17 protein-coding genes are annotated in these 19,896 nt (G+C 72.1%); 11 read left to right on the top strand and 6 right to left on the bottom strand.

Annotation, left to right across the window (positions count from 1 at the left end):
* Window positions 1-89 precede the first annotated feature (89 nt).
* The 3 genes from AB0K52_RS21440 to mqnB all read right to left on the bottom strand — a co-directional run bounded on the left by AB0K52_RS21440 (window position 90) and on the right by mqnB (window position 2,086).
* Window positions 90-488, bottom strand: a complete 399-nt coding sequence (locus AB0K52_RS21440; RefSeq protein ID WP_208497366.1) for a cold shock domain-containing protein — start codon at window positions 486-488, stop codon at window positions 90-92.
* Between the two features lie 114 nt (window positions 489-602).
* A complete protein-coding gene (locus tag AB0K52_RS21435; protein WP_363535219.1) occupies window positions 603-1,418 on the bottom strand; it encodes a 1,4-dihydroxy-6-naphthoate synthase in 816 nt (271 codons plus the stop codon).
* Between the two features lie 53 nt (window positions 1,419-1,471).
* Window positions 1,472-2,086, bottom strand: coding sequence for a futalosine hydrolase (gene mqnB, locus AB0K52_RS21430; RefSeq protein WP_208497367.1), 615 nt, complete (start codon window positions 2,084-2,086; stop codon window positions 1,472-1,474).
* Window positions 2,087-2,401: 315 nt separating this feature from the next.
* On the opposite strand from mqnB, the gene AB0K52_RS21425 reads away from it, so the two are divergent.
* Complete coding sequence (locus tag AB0K52_RS21425) at window positions 2,402-3,181, top strand: DUF3027 domain-containing protein (RefSeq protein WP_363535127.1); 780 nt, start codon at window positions 2,402-2,404, stop codon at window positions 3,179-3,181.
* Between the two features lie 259 nt (window positions 3,182-3,440).
* Here the strand turns inward: AB0K52_RS21425 and AB0K52_RS21420 are convergent, their stop codons facing one another.
* The gene (locus AB0K52_RS21420; protein WP_363535125.1) at window positions 3,441-3,776 is read right to left on the bottom strand and encodes a DUF2530 domain-containing protein; all 336 of its coding nucleotides are present in this window, start codon (window positions 3,774-3,776) and stop codon (window positions 3,441-3,443) included.
* Between the two features lie 222 nt (window positions 3,777-3,998).
* On the opposite strand from AB0K52_RS21420, the gene sepH reads away from it, so the two are divergent.
* The 7 genes from sepH (at window position 3,999) to dacB (AB0K52_RS21385) (ending at window position 15,310) form a co-directional block, all read left to right on the top strand.
* Entirely contained in the window at window positions 3,999-5,018 is a 1,020-nt protein-coding gene (gene sepH / locus AB0K52_RS21415; RefSeq protein WP_363535122.1) for a septation protein SepH, read from the top strand.
* A 291-nt stretch (window positions 5,019-5,309) separates the two neighbouring features.
* The gene (locus tag AB0K52_RS21410) at window positions 5,310-6,572 is read left to right on the top strand and encodes an MFS transporter (RefSeq protein WP_363535119.1); all 1,263 of its coding nucleotides are present in this window, start codon (window positions 5,310-5,312) and stop codon (window positions 6,570-6,572) included.
* Between the two features lie 352 nt (window positions 6,573-6,924).
* Window positions 6,925-7,584: an RNA 2',3'-cyclic phosphodiesterase gene (thpR, locus tag AB0K52_RS21405; RefSeq protein WP_208497371.1), complete on the top strand. Its 660-nt coding sequence runs from the start codon at window positions 6,925-6,927 to the stop codon at window positions 7,582-7,584.
* 73 nt (window positions 7,585-7,657) lie between these two features.
* Window positions 7,658-9,583, top strand: a complete 1,926-nt coding sequence (locus AB0K52_RS21400; protein ID WP_363535116.1) for a PQQ-binding-like beta-propeller repeat protein — start codon at window positions 7,658-7,660, stop codon at window positions 9,581-9,583.
* Between the two features lie 282 nt (window positions 9,584-9,865).
* Window positions 9,866-11,734: a glutamine--fructose-6-phosphate transaminase (isomerizing) gene (gene glmS / locus AB0K52_RS21395; RefSeq protein ID WP_363535113.1), complete on the top strand. Its 1,869-nt coding sequence runs from the start codon at window positions 9,866-9,868 to the stop codon at window positions 11,732-11,734.
* A 147-nt stretch (window positions 11,735-11,881) separates the two neighbouring features.
* Window positions 11,882-13,483 carry a D-alanyl-D-alanine carboxypeptidase/D-alanyl-D-alanine-endopeptidase gene (gene dacB, locus AB0K52_RS21390; protein ID WP_363535111.1) on the top strand — a complete coding sequence of 534 codons (1,602 nt, stop codon included), beginning with the start codon at window positions 11,882-11,884 and terminating at the stop codon, window positions 13,481-13,483.
* A 258-nt stretch (window positions 13,484-13,741) separates the two neighbouring features.
* Window positions 13,742-15,310: a D-alanyl-D-alanine carboxypeptidase/D-alanyl-D-alanine-endopeptidase gene (gene dacB / locus AB0K52_RS21385; protein WP_363535108.1), complete on the top strand. Its 1,569-nt coding sequence runs from the start codon at window positions 13,742-13,744 to the stop codon at window positions 15,308-15,310.
* A 120-nt stretch (window positions 15,311-15,430) separates the two neighbouring features.
* Here dacB (AB0K52_RS21385) and AB0K52_RS21380 read toward each other — a convergent pair whose 3' ends face one another.
* Entirely contained in the window at window positions 15,431-16,600 is a 1,170-nt protein-coding gene (locus tag AB0K52_RS21380) for a DUF418 domain-containing protein (protein ID WP_363535105.1), read from the bottom strand.
* A gap of 78 nt (window positions 16,601-16,678) precedes the next feature.
* Here AB0K52_RS21380 and AB0K52_RS21375 point away from each other — a divergent pair, with 78 nt between their 5' ends.
* From AB0K52_RS21375 to AB0K52_RS21365, 3 genes are all read left to right on the top strand, one after another.
* A complete protein-coding gene (locus AB0K52_RS21375; RefSeq protein WP_363535103.1) occupies window positions 16,679-17,275 on the top strand; it encodes a TetR/AcrR family transcriptional regulator in 597 nt (198 codons plus the stop codon).
* Between the two features lie 100 nt (window positions 17,276-17,375).
* Entirely contained in the window at window positions 17,376-17,747 is a 372-nt protein-coding gene (locus AB0K52_RS21370) for a holo-ACP synthase (RefSeq protein ID WP_363535100.1), read from the top strand.
* Between the two features lie 28 nt (window positions 17,748-17,775).
* Window positions 17,776-19,248, top strand: coding sequence for an NAD(P)H-hydrate dehydratase (locus tag AB0K52_RS21365; RefSeq protein ID WP_363535097.1), 1,473 nt, complete (start codon window positions 17,776-17,778; stop codon window positions 19,246-19,248).
* A 92-nt stretch (window positions 19,249-19,340) separates the two neighbouring features.
* Here the strand turns inward: AB0K52_RS21365 and AB0K52_RS21360 are convergent, their stop codons facing one another.
* Window positions 19,341-19,847: a cysteine dioxygenase family protein gene (locus AB0K52_RS21360; protein ID WP_363535094.1), complete on the bottom strand. Its 507-nt coding sequence runs from the start codon at window positions 19,845-19,847 to the stop codon at window positions 19,341-19,343.
* Window positions 19,848-19,896: the final 49 nt, after the last annotated feature.

Below are 19,896 nucleotides of genomic sequence, written 5' to 3'. Positions count from 1 at the left end.
GGAGGCCGGCGTCCCATGCACGGTTGCCGTTGGGCATCGCGGTCGCCGTTGCCACCACCTATGACCGGGAGGAGCGCCCGCCGGTTCCGCTACTCGAGGTCGCCGGCGACGGCGCGGAGCATTTCGGCGATCTTCGCGCCGGTCTTGCGGTCCGGGCGGCGGCCGCGGGAGAGCGGCGGCATGATCTGCTGCTCGAGGACGCCGATCATGTCCTGCAGCAGGCTGTTCAGCTCCTCCGGCGAGCGCTTCGGCGTCTCGGCCGCGGGGGCCGCACCGGCCTGCGGGGCGGCCACGACGTGCAGGCCCATCGCCTGGACCCCGCGGCGCGTGTCGATGATGCTGTACTCGACCTTGGTGCCCTTGGCGAGTTCTTCGACGCCTTCGGGCAGCGCGTCGCGGTGCACGAACACGTCCTTGCCGCCGTCATCGCGGGAGACGAATCCGAATCCCTTCTCGGCGTCGAACCATTTCACTCGACCACTGGGCACCGCTGAACCTCGAACTTCTCGTCTGCAGGGAACTGATGAGTCCGTCAAGCCTAGCCTGACACGAATCGGACGGAATGGAACGCTCGGGTGACAGGGCGACTACCCTGGTCCGCCTTAGGGGAGCGGGATCTCGAGCTTCGGGACCAGCCCGAGCTCGGCCGCGCCGCCCAGCAGCCGCTCGACCGCCGCGCGCCCCTCGGCGCCCAGGTCCCGCGAGAACTCGTTCACATACAGGTCGATGTGCATGCGGCACACGTCGTCCGACATCTCCTGCGCGTGCTCGGCCACATAGGCGCGGCTCGCCTCAGGGTGCGCCCACGCGTAATCGAGCGAGGCCCGGATCGCGGCGGTGATCGCGTCGGTGTCGAGATGGGACTTCGCGACGATCGCGCCGAGCGGGATCGGGCAGCCGGTGCTGCCCTCCCACCATTCGCCGAGGTCGACCAGCGATCGCAGCCCGTAGTCGCGGTAGGTGAACCGGGCCTCGTGGATGACGAGTCCGGCGTCGAAGCGGCCGTCGCGCACGGCGGGCATGATCTGGTCGAACGGCACGACCTCCCATGCCACCTCGGGCGAGCCGAGGTCGCGCAGCCACAGGTTGAACAGCATGAACGCGGTGCTGCGGTCCGACGGCACGGCGACGCGCTTCCCGGCCAGGTCGCCGACCGCGGTCCCGTCGCCGGTGAGCACGAGCGGCCCGCAGCCGCGGCCGAGCGCGCCGCCCGCGGGCAGCAGCCGCCACTCGTCGCCGAGGTGCGGGAGGGCCGCGTAGGAGACCTTCGCGACGTCGAATTCGCCTCGCGCGCAAGCGGTGTTGGTGACGTCGATGTCGGCGAACGTCAGGCGCGTCGCCGGTCCGTCGACGAGGCCCGAGGTCCACGCGTGGTAGATGAAGGTGTCGTTGGGGCACGGCGAGTGCGCCAAGTGCAGCGCGCCGGCCGGATCCTGGTCGAGGTCGAACGGTGTCCCGAGTGCCGCCATGCCTACAGCTCCCGGATGCCGGTGGTGAGCGTCTTCAGGGCGGAGCTCCAGTCCCAGTTCTCGACGTCGCGGTCGCCGATGTAGTTGGAGACGGCGCGGATCTCGGCGAACGGCAGCCCGGCCTGCTGGGCGGCCGTGGCGACGCCGAAGCCCTCCATGGCCTCCCCGATCGCGTCCGGGTAGCGGTGGGCGAGGTTCGCGGCGAGGCCGTCGGAGCCGGTGATCGACGCGAGGGTGAGGATCTCGCCGCGCACGCCCTCGACGGCGACTGTGAGGACGGTGTTGCAGCCGATCCGGTTGGTGCCGAAGCCGATCTCGTCGATCGGCTGGAACCGCCAGGGCAGGGCGACGCCGAGTTCGGCGGCGACGGAGTCGGTAGCGATGAGGAGGTCGCCGATGCGGGCCTTGCCTCGGAACGCGCCGCAGATGCCGGCGTTGACGACGACGTCGTAGGCGCGGCCCATGTGGCTGTTCTCGGCGATGGTCCGGGCGGTGGCGGCCGCGGCGGCGGCCGGGCCGACGCCGCAGACGAGGACGTCCAGCTCGTGGCGGAGTGAGCGCCCGGCCTCCACGGCCTGGGCTTCCTCGGGGACCGCGCACACGACGAGTATTCGCATGGCCTCAAAGCTACCGGGCGCCCGCAGGAGGCGGTCGGCGCCGGACCCGTGGCGAACGCCTCGCCCGCCGCACGGCCCTGAAGCGAGATCCGCTCGCGCGGCGACCGCAGGATTCGTTTGCAGGATCGGTTCGCGGGCAGTGCAAAGCGGGCATTTTGGGTGGGTCGTGCGTTGGAAGTGCGGGCCCCCGGTCGAAACCCTGACCGAGGGGTACGACATTTCCGTGCCGTCCATCAGCGGAGTGTGGTGTATTCCGCTCCCCACCGGGCGCACCGTCCGCGGGGTGCGGGCCCGAGCTGACCTATGCTTGAAAGCGTGCCTGACACCTCTGCCGCCGCCGCCAAGACCCGCAGCCGCAAACCGCGCCTGGACCGGGTCCTCGCCGACGCCCTCGACCTGGCCCGCGAGGCAGCGGAGGAGGCCGGCGAGGGGATCGGCGAGCACCTGGGCGTGGAGGCCGAGACCGAGCGGGTCGTCACCCACTACTTCGAGTGCACCCTGCCCGGGTACCGCGGCTGGCGCTGGGCCGTCGTGCTCACCCGCGCGCCCCGCGCCCGCGCCGCCACCGTCTCCGAGTCCGCGCTCCTGCCCGGCCCGGACGCGCTCCGCTCCCCGACCTGGGTCCCGTGGGCCGACCGCCTCCAGGGCGGCGAGGTCGGCACCGGCGAAGTCCTCCCCACCGAGGACGACGACGACCGCCTCATGCCCGCCTACCAGCTCTCCGACGACGAGGCCGTCGAAGACATCACCTTCGAGCTCGGCCTCGGCCGCGAGCGCGTGATGAACCGCGAGGGCCGCGCCGAGACCGCGCAGCGCTGGTACGAAGGCGACCGCGGCCCCCACGCGCCCATCGCCGAGGCCGCCCCGGCGCCCGCGCGCTGCGGCACCTGCGGGTTCTTCCTGCCGCTGGCCGGCTCGATGCGCCTGGCCTTCGGCGCCTGCGCGAACCTGTACTCCTCCGAGGACGCCCGCGTCGTCTCCGCCGACCACGGCTGCGGCGCCCACTCGCAGATCAGCGAGTTCGTCGACACGACCCCGCAGGGCGTCGAGAAGTCCGAGGTCATCTACGACGACGAGGGCTCCGAGCTCCTCTAGCCTGCGGGGACGCGAAACGGCCCGGGCGTCCCTGACACGACCCCGCAGGGCGTCGAGAAGTCCGAGGTCATCTACGACGACGAGGGCTCCGAGCTCCTCTAGCCTGCGGGGACGCGAAACGACCCGAGCGTCACTGACACGACCCCGCAGGGCGTCGAGAAGTCCGAGGTCATCTACGACGACGAGGGCTCCGAGCTCCTCTAGCCCGCGGGGACGCGAAACGGCCCGGCCGCTCAGCGCCCGGGCGTCACTCCACTGCTTACCGCTGCTCCGGCTCCCGCTTGGGGCGGCGGAAGTGCCTGCGGTCGGCCACCGCCATCCCGGCGGTGCCGAGGAGGCCGATCACCACGCCGGTGAGGGCGCAGGCGCCCCACCATTCGCGGCCCGCGTCGGCCAGGTCCTCGCGGAAGATCTGCGTCAGCACCAGTGCGACCGCCCACAGTAGAGTGCCGATCGCGGCGATCGGGGCCATCCGCATCTTCACGGCTTCGGGCGCGGGCAGGTCCGGGGTCCGCTTGACCCGCTGGTACGCCTCGCGAGGGGACGCCGACGAGCCGGACGGCGCCGGAGGCTGGGAAGTTCCGTCGGTGGGCACGCTGCCAATGTACGCTGCGTCAGTGCCTGCGACAATCGGTCACGCTGACATGAAGCGCCGTCGCGTCGGCGCGGGCGGGCCGGAGCCGCCGCGGGACGGTTTGCGGCGAAGGCGATCCGTTATCGGCACCCCGCCGGTTGTGGTCCGCCGGTAGGGTTGGGCGTACGCTCGGATGAGCTGGCGATGCGGCGCTGACAGACGACACGCGAGGGGTGGAAAGGCATGAGGCCGGTACGGTTCGTAGCCCTCTCAGAGGACGGTCATGCGCTGGTGCTCGCCGACGAACTCGGGAGGCTCCTCGCCCTGCCCATCGACGAGCGCGTCGCCGCCGTCGTCGACGTCCCCGAGAGCGGCAGCGCCCTCCGGGCCAAAGTAGAGGGTGCGCCGAGCCGGCCCGAGGCGAACCGCCGCCCGGCCCCGCAGCGCCCCGCCGCCGTCAGCCTCTCCCCCCGCGACATCCAGACCCGCATCCGCGCTGGTGAGAGCGCTGAGGACATCGCCGCTTCCGCGCAGGTCGCCGTCGACCGGGTCCTGCGCTACGCCGGGCCGGTGCTCCAGGAGCGCGCGATGCTCGCCCAGGCCGCCCGCCGTTCGCGGCTGGCGACGTCCGAACGCGGCGAGCGCATGTCCAATGTGGTTGATGTGAAGCTCGGGACGCACGGGGTGGACCCCGAGGCGGTCTCGTGGGACGCGTGGCGCACCGAGGACGGCTCGTGGCTCGTGCAGGCGTCGTGGTCCTCGGGCAAGACGACCGCGCGGGCGCGGTGGAAGCTCGACCGGGCCCGCCAGACGGTGACGCCCGACGACGAGATGGCGCAGTTCCTCTCGACGCCGCTGCCGCAGCAGGTGGCCGGCCGCCAGGAGGCGGTCTCGGAGCTCGGGGTGCGCCCGGGCGACCCGGTGCGGCCTTCGCGCGACCCGATGCACGGCCTGCGCGACGACGACGCCGCCTCGCACCCGGACCCGCTCCGGCGCGACCGGCTGCGCGAGGTGCTCGAGCGCCCGCTCGACGACATGTCCGGGCGCGGCAAGCGGACCTCGCAGCTGGGCCTGCCGGGCACGTCGGCGCCGGAGCAGCGCGAGACGCCGGAGGTGCCGTCGCTCGCGGTGCTGCGCCCCGGCAAGCGCTCGGCCGCCGAGGACGACATGAACACGCCGCCCCTCGCCGCGGCCGGCTCCAAGCCCCGGAACCAGCTCCCGGGCTGGGACGACGTGCTCTTCGGCGGAGCCGAGAAGAAGTAGCCCAGCGGGCCAACAAGCGGCTCGCGCGCCTGCGCGCAGGACATGACAACGGCCCGCGTTCCGTTCGAACGCGGGCCGTTGTCGTACCCCTATGGGACGCTGTCCTTTTTCGCTGGTAGTGGTGAAGGTGGGACTGGGCGGGTACCCGGGGTCACCCGTACGCCTCAGGGCGGGCCGTCGCGGCCCGCCCTTTTCCGTGTCCGCGGCCACGCGCCTTCGCCGCGCCCGGGCCGCGAGAAGTCGGTCACGGTTACTGGCTAGCCGACCGGTAAGTAGATATCCTTGCATGCAATGTCCCCGGTCATCATCAGTCAGCTGCACCGCACCTTCCGCGCGCTCGCCTACCCCGGCTTCCGCATCTACGCCGGAGGGCAGCTGCTCGGCACCCTCGCGTTCTGGCTCCAGACCACCGCCGTCAGCTGGCTCGTCCTCGAGCTCTCCGGCAACTCCGGCACCGCCCTCGGCTGGACCCTCGCCCTCCAGTTCGGCCCCTACCTCCTCTTCGGCCTCCAAGGCGGCAAGATCGCCGACGGCTTCGACAAGCGCCGCGTCCTGCTCCTGTGCTCCCTCGGCTCCGCCGCCGTCACCGCCGGGCTCGCCGCCGTCGTCCTCACCGGCCACATCCAACTGTGGATGGTCTACGTCGGCATGTTCGCCTTCGGCTCCGTGTCCGTCGTCGAAGGCCCCGCCCGCCAGGCCTTCTTCTCCGAACTCGTCGACCGCGAAGCCCTCCCCAACGCCGTCGGCCTCGGCAGCGCCATCTTCAACATGAGCCGCATCGCCGGCCCCGCGCTCGCCGGACTCCTCATCGCGGTCACCTCCACCGGCGCCGTCATCGCGGTATGCGCGGTGATCTTCCTCGGCCCCGCCCTCTCCTGCGCGGTCCTGCTGCGCCGCAGCCTCACCAACCCCATCCGCCGCGACGCCGCCGTTGGCGGCATCCGCGACGCCCTGCGCTACGCCGCCGCCCGCCCCGACATCATCGCCGTCCTCCTCTGCTCGCTCCTCGTCTCCGGCTTCACCTTCAACTTCGCGCTCACCCTCTCGATGCTCGCCCGCACCGAGTTCGAGACCGGCGCCGACTCCTACGGCCTCCTGCTCACCTCGCTCGCCGTCGGCGCGCTCGCCGGGGCGCTCGCCTCCGGCCGCCGCTCCACCCGCCCCAGCCTGAACACGATGCTCGCGTCCTCCGCCCTGCTCGGCGTCGGCACGCTGCTCGTGGGCTTCGCGCCCTCCCTGTGGTCGGCCATGGTCCTCCTCGCCCCCACCGGATTCGCCATGGTCTTCTACGCCCAGGCCGCCAACCAGCGCGTCCAGATGGGCGTCCGCGCCGACTTCCGCGGCCGCGTCCTCAGTCTCTACATGCTGGTCTTCCTCGGCTCCACCGCCGTGTTCGCGCCCATCGTCGGCGTCTTCATGGAGGTCTACGGCGCCCGCGCCGGCCTGTGGCTCGGCGGCCTCGTCGGGATCGCGACGCCCGCCGCGCTCGCCCTCGCCAAGCGCGCCCAGCTCAAACGCCGCGCCACCGCCCTCACCGGGAAGGCCATGCCCTAGCGGGCGTGTCATACCGTGAAACGGACGAAGACGTACCAGGACGCCGCCGAGTGTTCATTCACTGTTATCCGGCGATTCCCACTTCTTGAAAGACGCTGCCCGCGCCGCCCGCACGGCTTGTCCGAGAGATCCCGCGATACCCGTAACCTCCTGCGCCTCCACCGCACCAGGCGTGAACAGAAGTGTTACTCCGACGAAATTACTGTCCCGTCCCATGGGATTTCACTGAATGAGCCGTGTGCCATCCTGCGAGGATGGATCACATCGTGACAGCCCCGACCACGCCGCGACGACACACCTCTCGCCGCAGCGCGTGTCACTGACCCCGAGTAGAGCCCCTGGAGGGAATCCAGTGAGTGCCTCCGCCACCGCGGTCCCGCAGGCCGCGACCCACGTGCGCACCGAGCGCCTGTTCGCCGCGCTCCCGCTGCCGGACAACGCCGTCGCCGACCTCGCCGAAGTCGTCGCCGACCTCAACATCGCCCGCCGCGGCGCCCCCAGCCGCCCGGGCGCGACCGGCCGCCGCACCCCCTCTACGCGGCTCGTCCGCTCCGAGAACTGGCACCTGACCCTCTCCTTCCTCGGCGAGGTGCCCGCCGAGCGCTGCGCCGAGACCGCCGAGGTCATCGCCGCCGCCGCGCGCGAGTCCGCGCCGATGCGGCTGTGCGTCTCCGGCGGCGGCAGGTTCGGCCGCGGCCGCTACTCGGTCGTCTACGCCGGGCTCGACGGCGACGTCGCCGCCCTCGTCGACCTCGTGCACCGCGTCCGCGCCGGGCTCATCGCCGGCGGCCTGCCGGTCGACCAGAAGCAGTACCGCCCGCACGTGACCCTCGCCCGACCCGGCGACCGCGTCACCAACCAGCAGGCCGCTCAGGACCTGCTGACCCTGCGCCGCTACTACGGTCCGAGCTGGACGGCGAACGAGGTCGTCCTCTACCGCTCCGACTTCGGCAAGGGGCCGGTCGGCGCGCAGCCCCTCTACACTCCGGTGGCCGTCGCGCCCCTCGGCTGAGGCCCAAGAGAAAACGCCTCGCGATCTGCGCGAAAGCACCGCTACGCGCAGCGGTGACCGGTAGAAAGAGGGCATGTCCCACAGCGCCTCCGGCACCGGCCGTTCGACTCTCGCGTCCTCCGCGACCCAGGGCAGCACCAAGGGGTCCGGGCGCCCGCTCGCGCGGGTGTTCCTGCGCGCGTCCGGGATCACCGCGCTGGTGTGCTGGGCGGTGCTGCTCGTGTGGGCCTCGTTCGGCACCGGCGCGAGCTCCGGGTCCTCCGGCGTCTACATGATCATCGGGACGGTCGGGTCGGTCCTGCTCGTCGCCGTCGTCATCGCCACCGCCGCCACCCACGCCGGGCTGCGCACCATCATCGTGGCGCTCTTCACGGCGGTGCTCGCGGCCGCGGCCGGCTGGACGGTCTACTCGTCGATGCCCGAAGCCGGGCCGGGGCAGTTCATCACGCACCGGGCGGGGGTCGCGGCCCTCGCGTACGTGTTCGGCGTGGTCGGCGGCGGGCTCCTGGCGCTCTCGGAGTTCGTCGTGGAGGGCTACGCGGGCGGGCGCGCCCCGGCCCCGAAGCAGCTGCGGCGCAAGGTGGCCGTGCTCGCCACCGCGATCATCGTCATCCTCGCCGCGGCGCTCGCGCCCGCGATGCAGCGCTGGGCCGAGCTCGCGAACCAGGACGTGCTCGTGGGCGACGCCGCGGCGACCGGCAGCGCCACCGACCCGGGCCTGGACGGCCTCGCCGACCTCGCAGGCGAAGGGCGGTTCACCGACACGCCGTTCGGGCTCCTGCGCACCGACCACCCGGCCGACCCGACACCGCAGGCGGTCACCATGCTCGATCCCGCGACGGGCGCCGCGACCTGGTACCACCGCCGCTGGAACTGGCTCGCCTCGCAGTCGCCGGTGCTCTCGCAGGCGCAGGACCTCGTGGCGCTCACCGGTCCGCGCGCGGACAACAACGGCGACTTCCAGACCCGCGTCCTCAGCGCCCGCGACGGCTCCGTGGTCGGGACGGCCGACTTCGACGGCTCGCCGGGGGTCCTGCTCGCGCTCGCCGACGACCGGCTGCTGTTCACGAAGGACCGGAGCGAGACGTTCAGCGTGTACGACTTCGGCGGCGGCCTGGCGTGGCAGGCCGCGCTGCCCGACGGGTGCGAGGGGACGGCCGCGCAGCTGGCGGCGGGGCGCGCGCTCGTGCTCGCCGACTGCATGCCCGCGCCCGACCGGTCCGTGGCCCGCGACCTCGTGCTCGCGTTCGACCTCGACGACGGCACGGCCGCGTGGCACCAGGAGATCGACAGGAGCGCCGTGGTCGTACCCGAGTCGTTCCTGGTCACCGAGGACACGATCGTGATCGACAGCCGCATCGAGCACCGCGTGACGGACGGGCCGTTCTCGGCGCGCCGCTTCGAGCACCAGCTCATCGCGTACTCGATCGCCGACGGCGTCGAGCACTTCCGGGTGGCCGACCAGGTCTTCGGCTCGACGAACTCCTCGGCGTGCGGGGGGACCCTGTACCTGTCGCAGCCGACGGCCGCGGCCGCGTCGGGCGTGGCCGCGGGCGGCGAGGCGAAGGCGCAGGCCCCCACCAGCGAGCGGCGCACAGTGCAGATCATCGAGTGCTACAGCGCGAAGGACCGCGAGGGCTCGTGGCTCGGCGCGATGGCGTACGACGCGGACACCGGCGAGCGGCTGTACCGCAAGGCGGTGCGGCTGGGCTTCACGCCGCTGGACCCGGAGGTCGCGCGCGGCTGGGCGACGGTGCTGCCGGACAACCGGGCGATGCTCGCGGCCGACCTCTCGCTCGACCAGACCCGTCCGGACTGCCGCCTGTACGCGGTCGCGGAGGGGCGGGCCAGCGAGGTCGAGTTCGCGACCGAGCGGCCCGACGGCACGTCGATCCCGGCGAACTGGTGCCACGACGCGCAGCTCAGCCCGGTCGGCACGGGCGCGGCCGTCAGCTACGTGGACGAGGACGGGACCCGCGGCATCGCGGTGGTGGAGTGATCCGCCCCCTTCTTAAGGCGGTCATGTGAGCGCGCCGTCGTGAGCGCGGTCAAGCGAGGACGGCTCGCAACGTCCGCACAGCGGCGGTCGCGAGAGTGATTCGCGACCCGCGCTACGCGGGTTTCGCGAGTCGAGTTCACGATCCTTGCCGCCGCGAACTGGGCGAACACCTGGTGCCGCAGTGGTGAACGGGCGGCGAACGCCAAGAATGATCAAACGGTGTGATCAGTTCTCGGCTATCCGAGCATGAGTGATGCGCGAAACTGGGGTAGGGTGCTTCGCATGTGTGGAATCGTTGGATACGTCGGGGCGCGCAGCGTCGTCGACGTCGTGATCGACGGCCTGCGCCGTCTCGAGTACCGCGGCTACGACTCGGCGGGCGTCGCCCTCGTCTTCAACCCTGAGGCGGCCGACTCGTACCTGGAGTTCGACAAGAAGGCCGGGAAGCTCGCCAATCTCGAGGCGGTCCTCGCCGAGCAGGACCGCGGGCTCGAGGCCTCGTGCGGCATCGGGCACACCCGCTGGGCGACGCACGGCGTCCCCTCCGACCGCAACGCCCACCCCCACCTCTCCGCGGACGGGCGCATCGCGCTCATCCACAACGGCATCATCGAGAACTTCGGGCAGCTGCGCGCCGAGCTCGAGGCCGCCGGCGTCGAGTTCCTCTCCGACACCGACACCGAGGTGGCCGCCCACCTCCTCGGCCGCGAGTACGCCGTCGACGGCGACCTCACCGACGCCATGACCCGCGTCTGCGCGCGCCTCGAAGGCGCCTTCACGCTCCTGGCCGTGGCCGCCGACGACCCCGACACCGTGGTCGGCGCCCGCCGCAACTCCCCGCTCGTGGTCGGCCTCGGCGACGGCGAGTACTTCCTGGCCTCCGACGTGGCGGCCTTCATCGCCTACACGACCGAGGCGGTCGAGCTCGGCCAGGACCAGATCGTCACCATCAACCGCGAGCGGGGCATCACCGTGCGCGGCTTCGACGGGCAGCCGTCCGAGGGCAAGCCGTACTCCGTGGACTGGGACATCGCCGCCGCCGAGAAGGGCGGCTTCGACACGTTCATGGCCAAGGAGATCCACGAGCAGCCGCAGGCGGTCGCCGACACGCTGCGCGGGCGCATCGACGAGACCGGGCAGATCGTGCTCGACGAGGTCCGCATGTCCGACCAGGACTTCCGCGACATCGACAAGGTCTTCATCGTCGCGTGCGGCACCTCGTACCACGCCGGGCTCGTCACCAAGTACGCCATCGAGCACTGGACGCGCATCCCGTGCGAGGTCGAGCTCGCCAGCGAGTTCCGCTACCGCGACCCGGTGCTCGACCGGTCCACGCTCGTCGTCGTCATCTCCCAGTCGGGCGAGACCATGGACACCCTCATGGCGCTGCGCCACGCGAAGGACCAGAAGGCCCGCGTCCTCGCCATCTCCAACACCGTCGGGTCCACGATCCCGCGCGAGTCCGACGCGGTGCTCTACACGCGCGCCGGGATCGAGGTCGCGGTCGCGTCCACGAAGGCGTTCCTGACCCAGCTCGCCGCCTGCTACCTGGTGGGCCTCCACCTGGCGCAGGTGCGCGGCATCAAGTACGCCGACGAGGTCTCGGCGATCCTCGACGAGCTCGTGGCCTCGCCCGGGAAGATCGCGAAGGTCATCGAGAACCTGGAGCCGGTGCGCGAGATGGCCCGCGGCAGCGTCGGCAAGGACCGCGTCCTGTTCATCGGCCGCCACGTCGGCTACCCGGTCGCCCTCGAAGGCGCCCTGAAGCTCAAGGAGCTCGCGTACCTGCACGCCGAGGGCTTCGCCGCGGGCGAGCTCAAGCACGGCCCGATCTCGCTGATCGAGGACGGCACGCCGGTCGTCGCGATCGTGCCGAGCCCGCGCGGCCGCTCGCTCCTGCACGACAAGATCATCTCCAACATCCAGGAGGTGAAGGCCCGCGGCGCGAAGGTCATCGCGATCTGCGAGGAGGGCGACGCGATCACCGCCTCGCACGCGGACTTCGTGATCGAGACGCCCGCGACGCCGACGCTCCTGGCGCCGCTGCTGACCACGGTGCCGCTGCAGGAGTTCGCGATCGAGCTCGCCACCGCGATGGGCCGCGACATCGACCAGCCGCGCAACCTCGCCAAGTCGGTGACAGTGGAATAGCGCACTGAATCCTTTGCGGCGCGCGCGGACTCCGCGCGCGCCGATACGCGTTCGGTAACCATTCGGTTGCCTTGCGACCGTGCGATTTGCGGAACTTCCCCTGCACTCCGGCGGGAGTCCGACATTCTTCGTGCATAGACTCGCGTAGTGAGAAAACGCACCCTTATCTCGAGCGCCGTGGCGGTCGCCGCCGCCGGCGCCATCACCGTCGCGGGCACCGTGGTCGCCCAGGCGCAGGAGACCGGCGACGAAGCGCTCGCCGCCGCGATCGACGCGATCCTGACCGACAAGCGCCTCACCGACTCGCAGATCGGCGTCACCGTCGCCGACGCGAACACCGGTGAGGTCCTCTACGAGCGCAACGGCGCCAAGCGGGGCATCCCCGGCTCCAACGACAAGCTCACCACGACCGCCGCCGCCCTGGAGCACCTCGGCGCGGACTTCACCTACACCACTGACGTCCTGGGCGACCGGCCTGTCGACGGCGTCGTCGCCGGGGACCTCTACCTGCGCGGCAGCGGCGACCCGACGCTGCTGGAAGCCGACTTCGACCGGCTCGCGGCCGACCTCGCCGCCCTCGGCGTGTCCACGGTGGAGGGCGACCTCGTCGCCGACGACACCGCGTTCGACTCGGTCCGCTCCGGCGCCGAATGGGGCTGGTCCGACCTGCAGTTCACCTATGCCGCCGAGGTCTCGGCGCTCACCGTCGCCTCCGGCGACGACTACAACGCCGGCTCGGTGCGCGTGTTCGTCAAGCCCGGCGCCGCCGAGGGCGACCCGGCGCAGATCACCACGTCCCCGGCGACGGACTACGTGGAGATCGTCAACACCGCGACCACCGGCACCAGCACCAACGTCAGCGTGAACCGCGACCCGCACGACAACGTCATCCGCGTCAGCGGCACCGTGAAGGCCGGCGGCAGCGGCACCTTCGCGACCCGCTCGGTCATCGAGCCGACGCGCCTCGCCGCGGACGTCTTCGCCGACTCCCTCGAGGACGCGGGCATCACGCTCAACGGCGACCTGCGCTTCGGCGAAGCCACCCCGCAGGGGCCGGAGACGCTCGCGAGCCACCAGTCGATGACCCTCGCCGAGCTCGAGCCCGTGATCCTCAAGCCCTCCAACGCCTCCGTCGCCGAGGCCCTGTTCAAGACCCTCGGCTACGAGGCGACCGGCCTGGGCACCTTCAGCAGCGGCAAGGCCGCCACGTACGCCGGGATCGAGCCCTACGGGGTCGACACCGGGCCCATCCGCCAGGTCGACGGCTCGGGCATCTCGCGCCACAACATGATGACCTCCAACATGCTCGCCGATCTGCTGGTCGGCGCCAAGAAGGCCGACTGGTTCTCCACCTGGTACGACGCCCTGCCGATCGCGTGCCAGGACGGCACGCTGGGCGGCCGCATGTGCGGCACCGCCGCGGCCGGGAACGTGCGCGCCAAGACCGGCTCGATGACCAGCGTCTCGGCCCTGTCGGGGTACGTGACCGACGCCGACGGCCGCGAGCTCGTCTTCAGCGTCATCGTGAACGACTTCCTGTGGTCCACGGTCAAGGACATCGAGGACAAGATCGCGGTGGCCGTCGCCTCGCACAGCACCGCGGCGACCGAGGCCGAGATCAGCACCCTCTCCGCCGAGATCGACACGCCCGACTTCGCGGCACTCGAAGCCGAGGCCGAGGAGCTCCCCGCCGAGGGCGAGATGCCCGCCGGCCTCGAGTGCACCTGGTACGAGCCGGCCGTCTGCTAAGCGGCGCGGACACCACCGCACACGGAACGAGGGCCCGGCCGCTGCGCAGCGGCCGGGCCCTCGGCCGTATGGAGGGTCCTTTGAACGGATGATTTCGGTCTGGCCGAACGGCCGATACGGGCGGCCCCTCGCATTCGCGTCTGGATGCGCGGGTACGTCGTATCGGCCGTTTTCCGTTGCCTCCGAAGCGAGTTGCGTACCGCACATTTACGGATCATTCGCCGAAACGGGCAGGAGGTCGTACATACGCTCCCGCCTGTGAAGACTCGCACCCTCATCTCGGGCACCGTGGCGGTCACCGCCGCGGGGGCCCTCGCCCTCGCCGGAACGGTCGTCGCCCAAGCGCAGGAGACCGGTTCGGACGCCCTGGCCCAGGCCATCGACGCCATCCTCGCCGACCCCGCGCTGACCGACTCGCAGGCGGGCGTCATCGTCAAGGACGCGGCCACCGGCGAAGTCCTGTACGACCACAACGGCAACCAGCGCGGCCTGCCCGGCTCCAACCAGAAGCTCACCACTGTCGCGGGCGCCCTCGAGACCCTCGGGGAGGACTTCACGTTCACCACCGAGCTGCTCGGCGACCGCCCGGTCGACGGCGTCATCGACGGCGACCTCTACCTGCGCGGCTCGGGCGACCCGACCATGCTCGAAGAGGACTACCAGCAGCTCGCGGCCGACCTGGCCGCGCTCGGCGTCTCCACGGTCGACGGCGACCTGGTCGCCGACGACACCGCCTTCGACGCCGCCCGCCACGGCGACGAATGGGCCTGGGGCGACCTCCAGTACGCCGCCGCGTCGGAGATCTCCGCGCTCACCATCGGCTCGGGCCCCGACCACTGGGCCGGCACCGTCCGCCTGTTCATGACCGGCGGCGCCGCGAACGGCGACCCGGTGCAGATCAAGATGGTGCCCGAGAACGACTACGTGACCGTCGTGAACGAGGCGACGACCGGCGCGGAGACGGACCTCTCGGTCAACCGCGACGAGCACGCGAACACCATCCGCGTCACCGGGACCGTCGAAGCCGGCGTCACGCCCGACTACTACTCCCGCTCGGTCATCGACCCGACCGCCCTCGTCGCCGATGTCTTCGCGGACGCCCTGGCCGACAACGGGATCGACCTGACCGGTGACCTCCGCGTGAGCGAGCCGACGCCGCAGGAAGCGGGCGGGACGCTCGTGGCCCGCGAATCGATCCCGCTCTCGCAGTTGGCCGTCGACCTGCTCAAGCCCTCGAACAACTCGTACTCCGAGGCGCTGTTCAAGGCGGTCGCCCTCCACAACACCGGCGAGGGCACCTTCGCGGCGGGCCAGGACGGGGTCCACGCGGCGATCGAGCGGTACGGGGTGGACACGAGCGTCCTCCTCCAGGTCGACGGCTCGGGCATGTCCCGCTTCGACCAGATGACCCCGGACATGATCACCGACCTGTTCATCGGCGCGAAGGACTCGCCCTGGTTCGACACGTTCTACGCCGGTCTTCCGATCGCGTGCGTCGACGGCACGCTCGTCAGCCGTATGTGCGACACCCCGGCGGCGGGCAACGTGCGCGCCAAGTCCGGCTCGCAGAGCTCGATCTCGGCCCTCTCGGGCTTCGTGACCGACGCGGACGGGCGCGAACTGGTCTTCAGCGTCATCCTCAACGACTACCTCGTCAGCTCCGTGAAGTCGATCGAGAACCGGATCGCGGTCGCGATCGCCGGCCACAGCGAGGACGCCACCGAGGCGGAAATCTCGACGCTCGCGCGGGCCGAGGAGGTCGCCGAACCCGCCGAGGAGATGCCCGCCGAGCGCGAGTGCACCTACTACGAGCCGGTCGTCTGCTGATCGCCTGAGGCGCAACCGCACACGGAACGAGGGCCCGGCCGCTTCGCAGCGGCCGGGCCCTCGGTCGTCAGGGGGTCGCGTGACCCCGGGGCGCGACCGGTTCCGGGCCTGCGGGCGGGTTCACCTGCGGCCGTAGGTCAGTCGGCGCAGCAGTACCTCGAGCGGGCCGCGCAGCCCGGCCCGCGCCATCCATGCCGCGAGCGCCACGGTGGCGGCCCAGACGAGGACGGCGATCCCGGAGGCCGCTGCGTCCCCCAGTCGCGCACCGAGGTTCCCCGCGTACGGCACGAACAGCGCGGTGAACGCCACCGACTGGAGCAGGTAGCAGGTGAGCGACCGCTGCCCGCACGCCGCGAGCGCCCGCGTCAGCGGCCCCGCCGAGTCCGCAGTGGCGCGGGCGGCGGCGAGGCCGACCAGCGCGGCCAGCCCGAGCCCGGCGGCGAGGCCGGTGAGGGAGTGGAGGGCGTAGACCGCGACCGCGACGGGCGTCCCGGGGTGCCACAGCTGGGTTTCGGCGAGCATGAGCGGGAGGCCGCCGGCGACGCCTATCGCGATGCCGCCGAACGCGGTGCGGCGCAGGAGCGGGAGGTGGAGGGCGGGGTCGTCGAGGACGCGGCGGCGGGCGGCCCAGATGCCGATCGCGAAGGCGGGCACCACGTCGACGACGTAGAACGTGGGGGTGAGGGCCGACCACACGGCGAGGCGCATGGCGGCGGCTTCGAGCGGGTCGGCGACGAGTGTGGGGGTGGCGTTCTCGTGCCCGGCGGCGACGGCGGCGTACCCGGCGGCGATCACGACGAGTACATGGCAGGCGAGGACGATCCCGGTGGTGCGGAAGAGGGTGCGGTCCTTGGCGGCGAGGAGCCCGGTGAAGACGAGGCCGATGAACCCGTACGCGGCGAGGATGTCGCCGAAGAACAGCAGGAGCGCGTGCGCGAAGCCGAACGCGAGCAGCCACCGGGAGCGGCGGCGGACGAGGCGCTTGGCCTGCGGCCAGTCGGCGCCGGATCGCATGCGGCGGTCGACGAGCCGGGCGAGGCCGTAGCCGAAGAGGCCGGCGAACATCGGCAGCGCGCGCCCGTCCACGAACAGGACCTGGAGTCCGGCGACGACGCGGTCGAGGGGGTCGCCGTCGACGGCGTAGCCGCGGAAGCCGGTGGTCTCGTGCGCGAGGAACATGTGCGCGTGGGCGAGGGCGATGAACAGGAGCATCGCGCCCCTGGCCAGGTCGGGTGCGAGCGAACGCTCGGCGACGGGGGTGCTCATAATGGCGGGCGGGGAGAGGGCCATCTCGCCTCCAAGTTTTAGGTACACGACTGTATCTAAAACGATAAGATACATGACTGTAGCTAATTGAGGGGACCGCCCGTGCCCGAAGGACCGACGCGCCGCCGCGGCAAGGCACTGCTCGACGCCATCTACACCGCCGCCGTCGACGAAGCCGCCGCCTCCGGACCCGGCCGACTCACCATGGACGCCATCGCCAAACGCGCCGCCACCCCCCGCTCCACCCTCTACCGCCGCTGGTCCGACCCCCTCGACCTCCTCCTCGACGCCCTCGCCGACCGCCACCCCGTCGAACGGCCCGCCCCCGGCGCCGACGACCTCCGCGGCGACCTCGTCGCCGCCCTCCGCCTCATGGTCGAATGGGGATTCAGCCCCGCCGGACGCGCCGTCATGGCCATCCTCGGCGACCCCGCCCGCGACCCCCGCGTCGTCGAAGCCCTCTGGGAACGCGTCTTCGACCGCCGCGGCGGCACCTTCACCCAGACCGTCCTGCGCCACTACGCCTCCCGCGGCGCCCTCGACCCCGCCCGCCTCACCCCCGTCGTCCTCGACATCGGCGAAGCCATGGTCACCAAGCGCATGCTCGACACCGGCGCCGCACCCGACGACGACTACCTCCACGCCATCGTCGACCAGGCCATCCTCCCCGCCGTCGGCCTCGGCCCCGCCCCCGCCTGACCCGCCGAGACCCCAAGCGGGAACCCGCGAACCGTCACCCGGGACGGTGGAACCCTCCGATGCGGGGACGATCCGCCCGATCCCGTGGCACTCTTGGGGGGTGATCGTCGCCGTGGGCATAGACGTAGTGGCAGTGGACCGGTTCGAGCGCGTGCTCGAACGGACCCCGCACGTCGCCGACAAACTCTTCACCGAGGCCGAACGCCGCACCCCCGACGGGCAGAGCCGCCGCACCGAATCCCTCGCCGCCCGCTTCGCCGCCAAAGAAGCCGTGGCCAAAGCCCTCGGCGCCCCCGGCGGCATGCACTGGGCCGACTGCCAAGTGCTCTCCCTCCCCGACGGCCGCCCCACATTGACCATCACCGGAACGGTGGCTGCAGCGGCAGCGCAGCGTGGCGTCTCACGCTGGCACGTGTCGCTGTCGCATGATGGCGGTATCGCTACAGCGGTGGTGATCGCCGAAACGGCATGACGGCCGAACAGGCCTGAGAGGGAACACCATGGACGGTGCCTGGTCAGCAGCGGCAGTCCGCCGCGCCGAAGCCCAGCTGATGGCCCAGCTCCCGCCGGGCACCCTCATGCAGCGCGCCGCAGCCGGACTCGCCACCGAATGCGCCCGCCTGCTCCGCGAACGCAGCCCCGGCCGCCGCCGGCGCGGCGTCTACGGCGCCACCGTCACCGTCCTCGCCGGACCCGGCGACAACGGCGGCGACGCCCTCTTCGCCGCGGCCCGCCTCGCCAAGCGCGGCGCCCGCGTCTTCGCCGTCCCCGTCATGGGCGAACGCGTCCACCCCGTCGCCGCCGCCGCACTCACCAGGGCCGGAGGGCGACTCGTCGCCAACCCGCCCCGCCGATGCGACCTCCTCCTCGACGGCGTCCTCGGCATCGGCGGCCGACCCGGCCTGCCCGGCCGCGCCATCGACCAGCTCGCCGCCATCGACGCCGGCACCGTCGTCGCCGTCGACGTGCCCTCCGGAGTGGACGTCGACACCGGCGCCGTCCCCGCCAGCGCCGTCACCGCCGACGTGACCGTCGCCTTCGGCTCCTACAAGCCCTGCCACGTCCTCGGCCGCGCCGCCCTCCTCACCGGACGCCTCGTCCTCGTCGACATCGGACTCGGCCCGCACCTCGACCCGCACCCGGCCGTGCGCGTCGCCCGCGACGGCGACCTCGCCGCCTGGTGGCACGAGCCCGGCCCCGACGACGACAAGTACACGCGCGGCGTCGTCGGCGTCGCCGCCGGCTCCGAGCAGTACCCCGGCGCCGCCGTCCTCGCCACCTCCGGCGCCCTCGCCGGGCCCGCCGGATACGTGCGGTACGCCGGGGCCGCCGCCGAGTACGTGCGCCGCCGCCACCCGGAAGTGGTGTGCACCCAAGAGGTCAAGGAGGCCGGACGCGTCCAGGCCTGGCTCGCCGGCCCCGGCTTCGGCACCGACGAGGCCTCCCTCGCCGAACTGCGCCACGTCCTCGAATCGCCCGCACCGGTCGTCCTCGACGCCGACGCCTTGACGCTCATCGGCGAGTACCCGTCAGTGCTCTCCCAGCGCGAGGCGCCGGTGGTGCTCACGCCGCACGACCGCGAGTACGAGCGGCTCTACGGCTCCGCGCCCGCCGAGGACCGCGGCGCGGCCGCGGCCGCGCTGGCGAAGCGGTTGAACTGCACGGTGCTGCTCAAGGGCCACCACACGGTGGTCGCCTCGAGCGACGGCGAAGTGTGGGCGAATCCGACCGGTCGGCCCCAGTTGGCAACGGCCGGTTCAGGAGACGTGCTCGCGGGCTTCATGGCCTCGCTCCTGGCCTCGGGCATGAGCGGTATCCGCGCGGCGGTCGCCGCCGCCTACCTCCACGGCCGCGCCGGCGGCATCGCCGCCGCCGGCCGCCGCACGATCACCGCCACCGATGTCGCCACGGCCCTCCCGCAAGCGGTGGGCGAGACCCTCTCGGCAGCCGACACGCCCGGGCGCCGCAGCTGACGGGCAACGGTGTCGCACCCGTGCGTCAGGGTTGCGACCGGGGGCCCGTCGTTTTCCGATTTGCCCGGGACGCTCCGTTCACGTTCGGCGCGTTACCAGTCCTCGCCGGCGCGCATGATCGTCGCCGGGGCCAGGCCGGTCTCGTCGAGGAGGTAGGTGCGCATCGACTCGAGGCCGGGCGCGTAGACGTGGAGGCTCACGGCCGGGGTGTCGGAGAGATTCCGCATGCCGTGCACCGTGCGGTCGTCGACCACCGAGACCTCGCCCGCGTCAAGGGGTCGGCGTCGCAGGCCGGGGAAGTCGCCGGGCTGGACGGTGAACTCGGTGAGCCGGCCGGAGACCACCGCGACGGCGGCCGCGGCGGGGCGGTCGACGCCGCCGTGGTCGTGGAGGTCGGTGCCCTGCCCGGGGAGCCAGGCGAGGAGCCAGGCCTCGTGGCCCGGGCCGGTGAGGACGCGGCGCGCCCAGCGGCTGCCCTTCGTGAAGCGCGGGCGCAGGGTGAGGTTCGCGGCGTAGAAGGCGGCGAGGGACTCGAGGCGTTCGGCGGCCGGGGCGGCGGGCGGCAGCAGGCTGGAGCTCGTGCGAGTGCTGGAGTTCATCAGAACGATGTGACTTTCGATGTGTCGGAACGGTTGTCAGCGGAGGAGC

Source organism: Glycomyces sp. NPDC049804 (assembly GCF_040674615.1).
Taxonomy (GTDB): Bacteria; Actinomycetota; Actinomycetes; order Mycobacteriales; family Micromonosporaceae; genus Glycomyces; species Glycomyces niveus.
The sequence above is the reverse complement of the archived record's forward strand: the minus strand, read 5'-3'. Positions and strand labels throughout refer to the sequence as shown.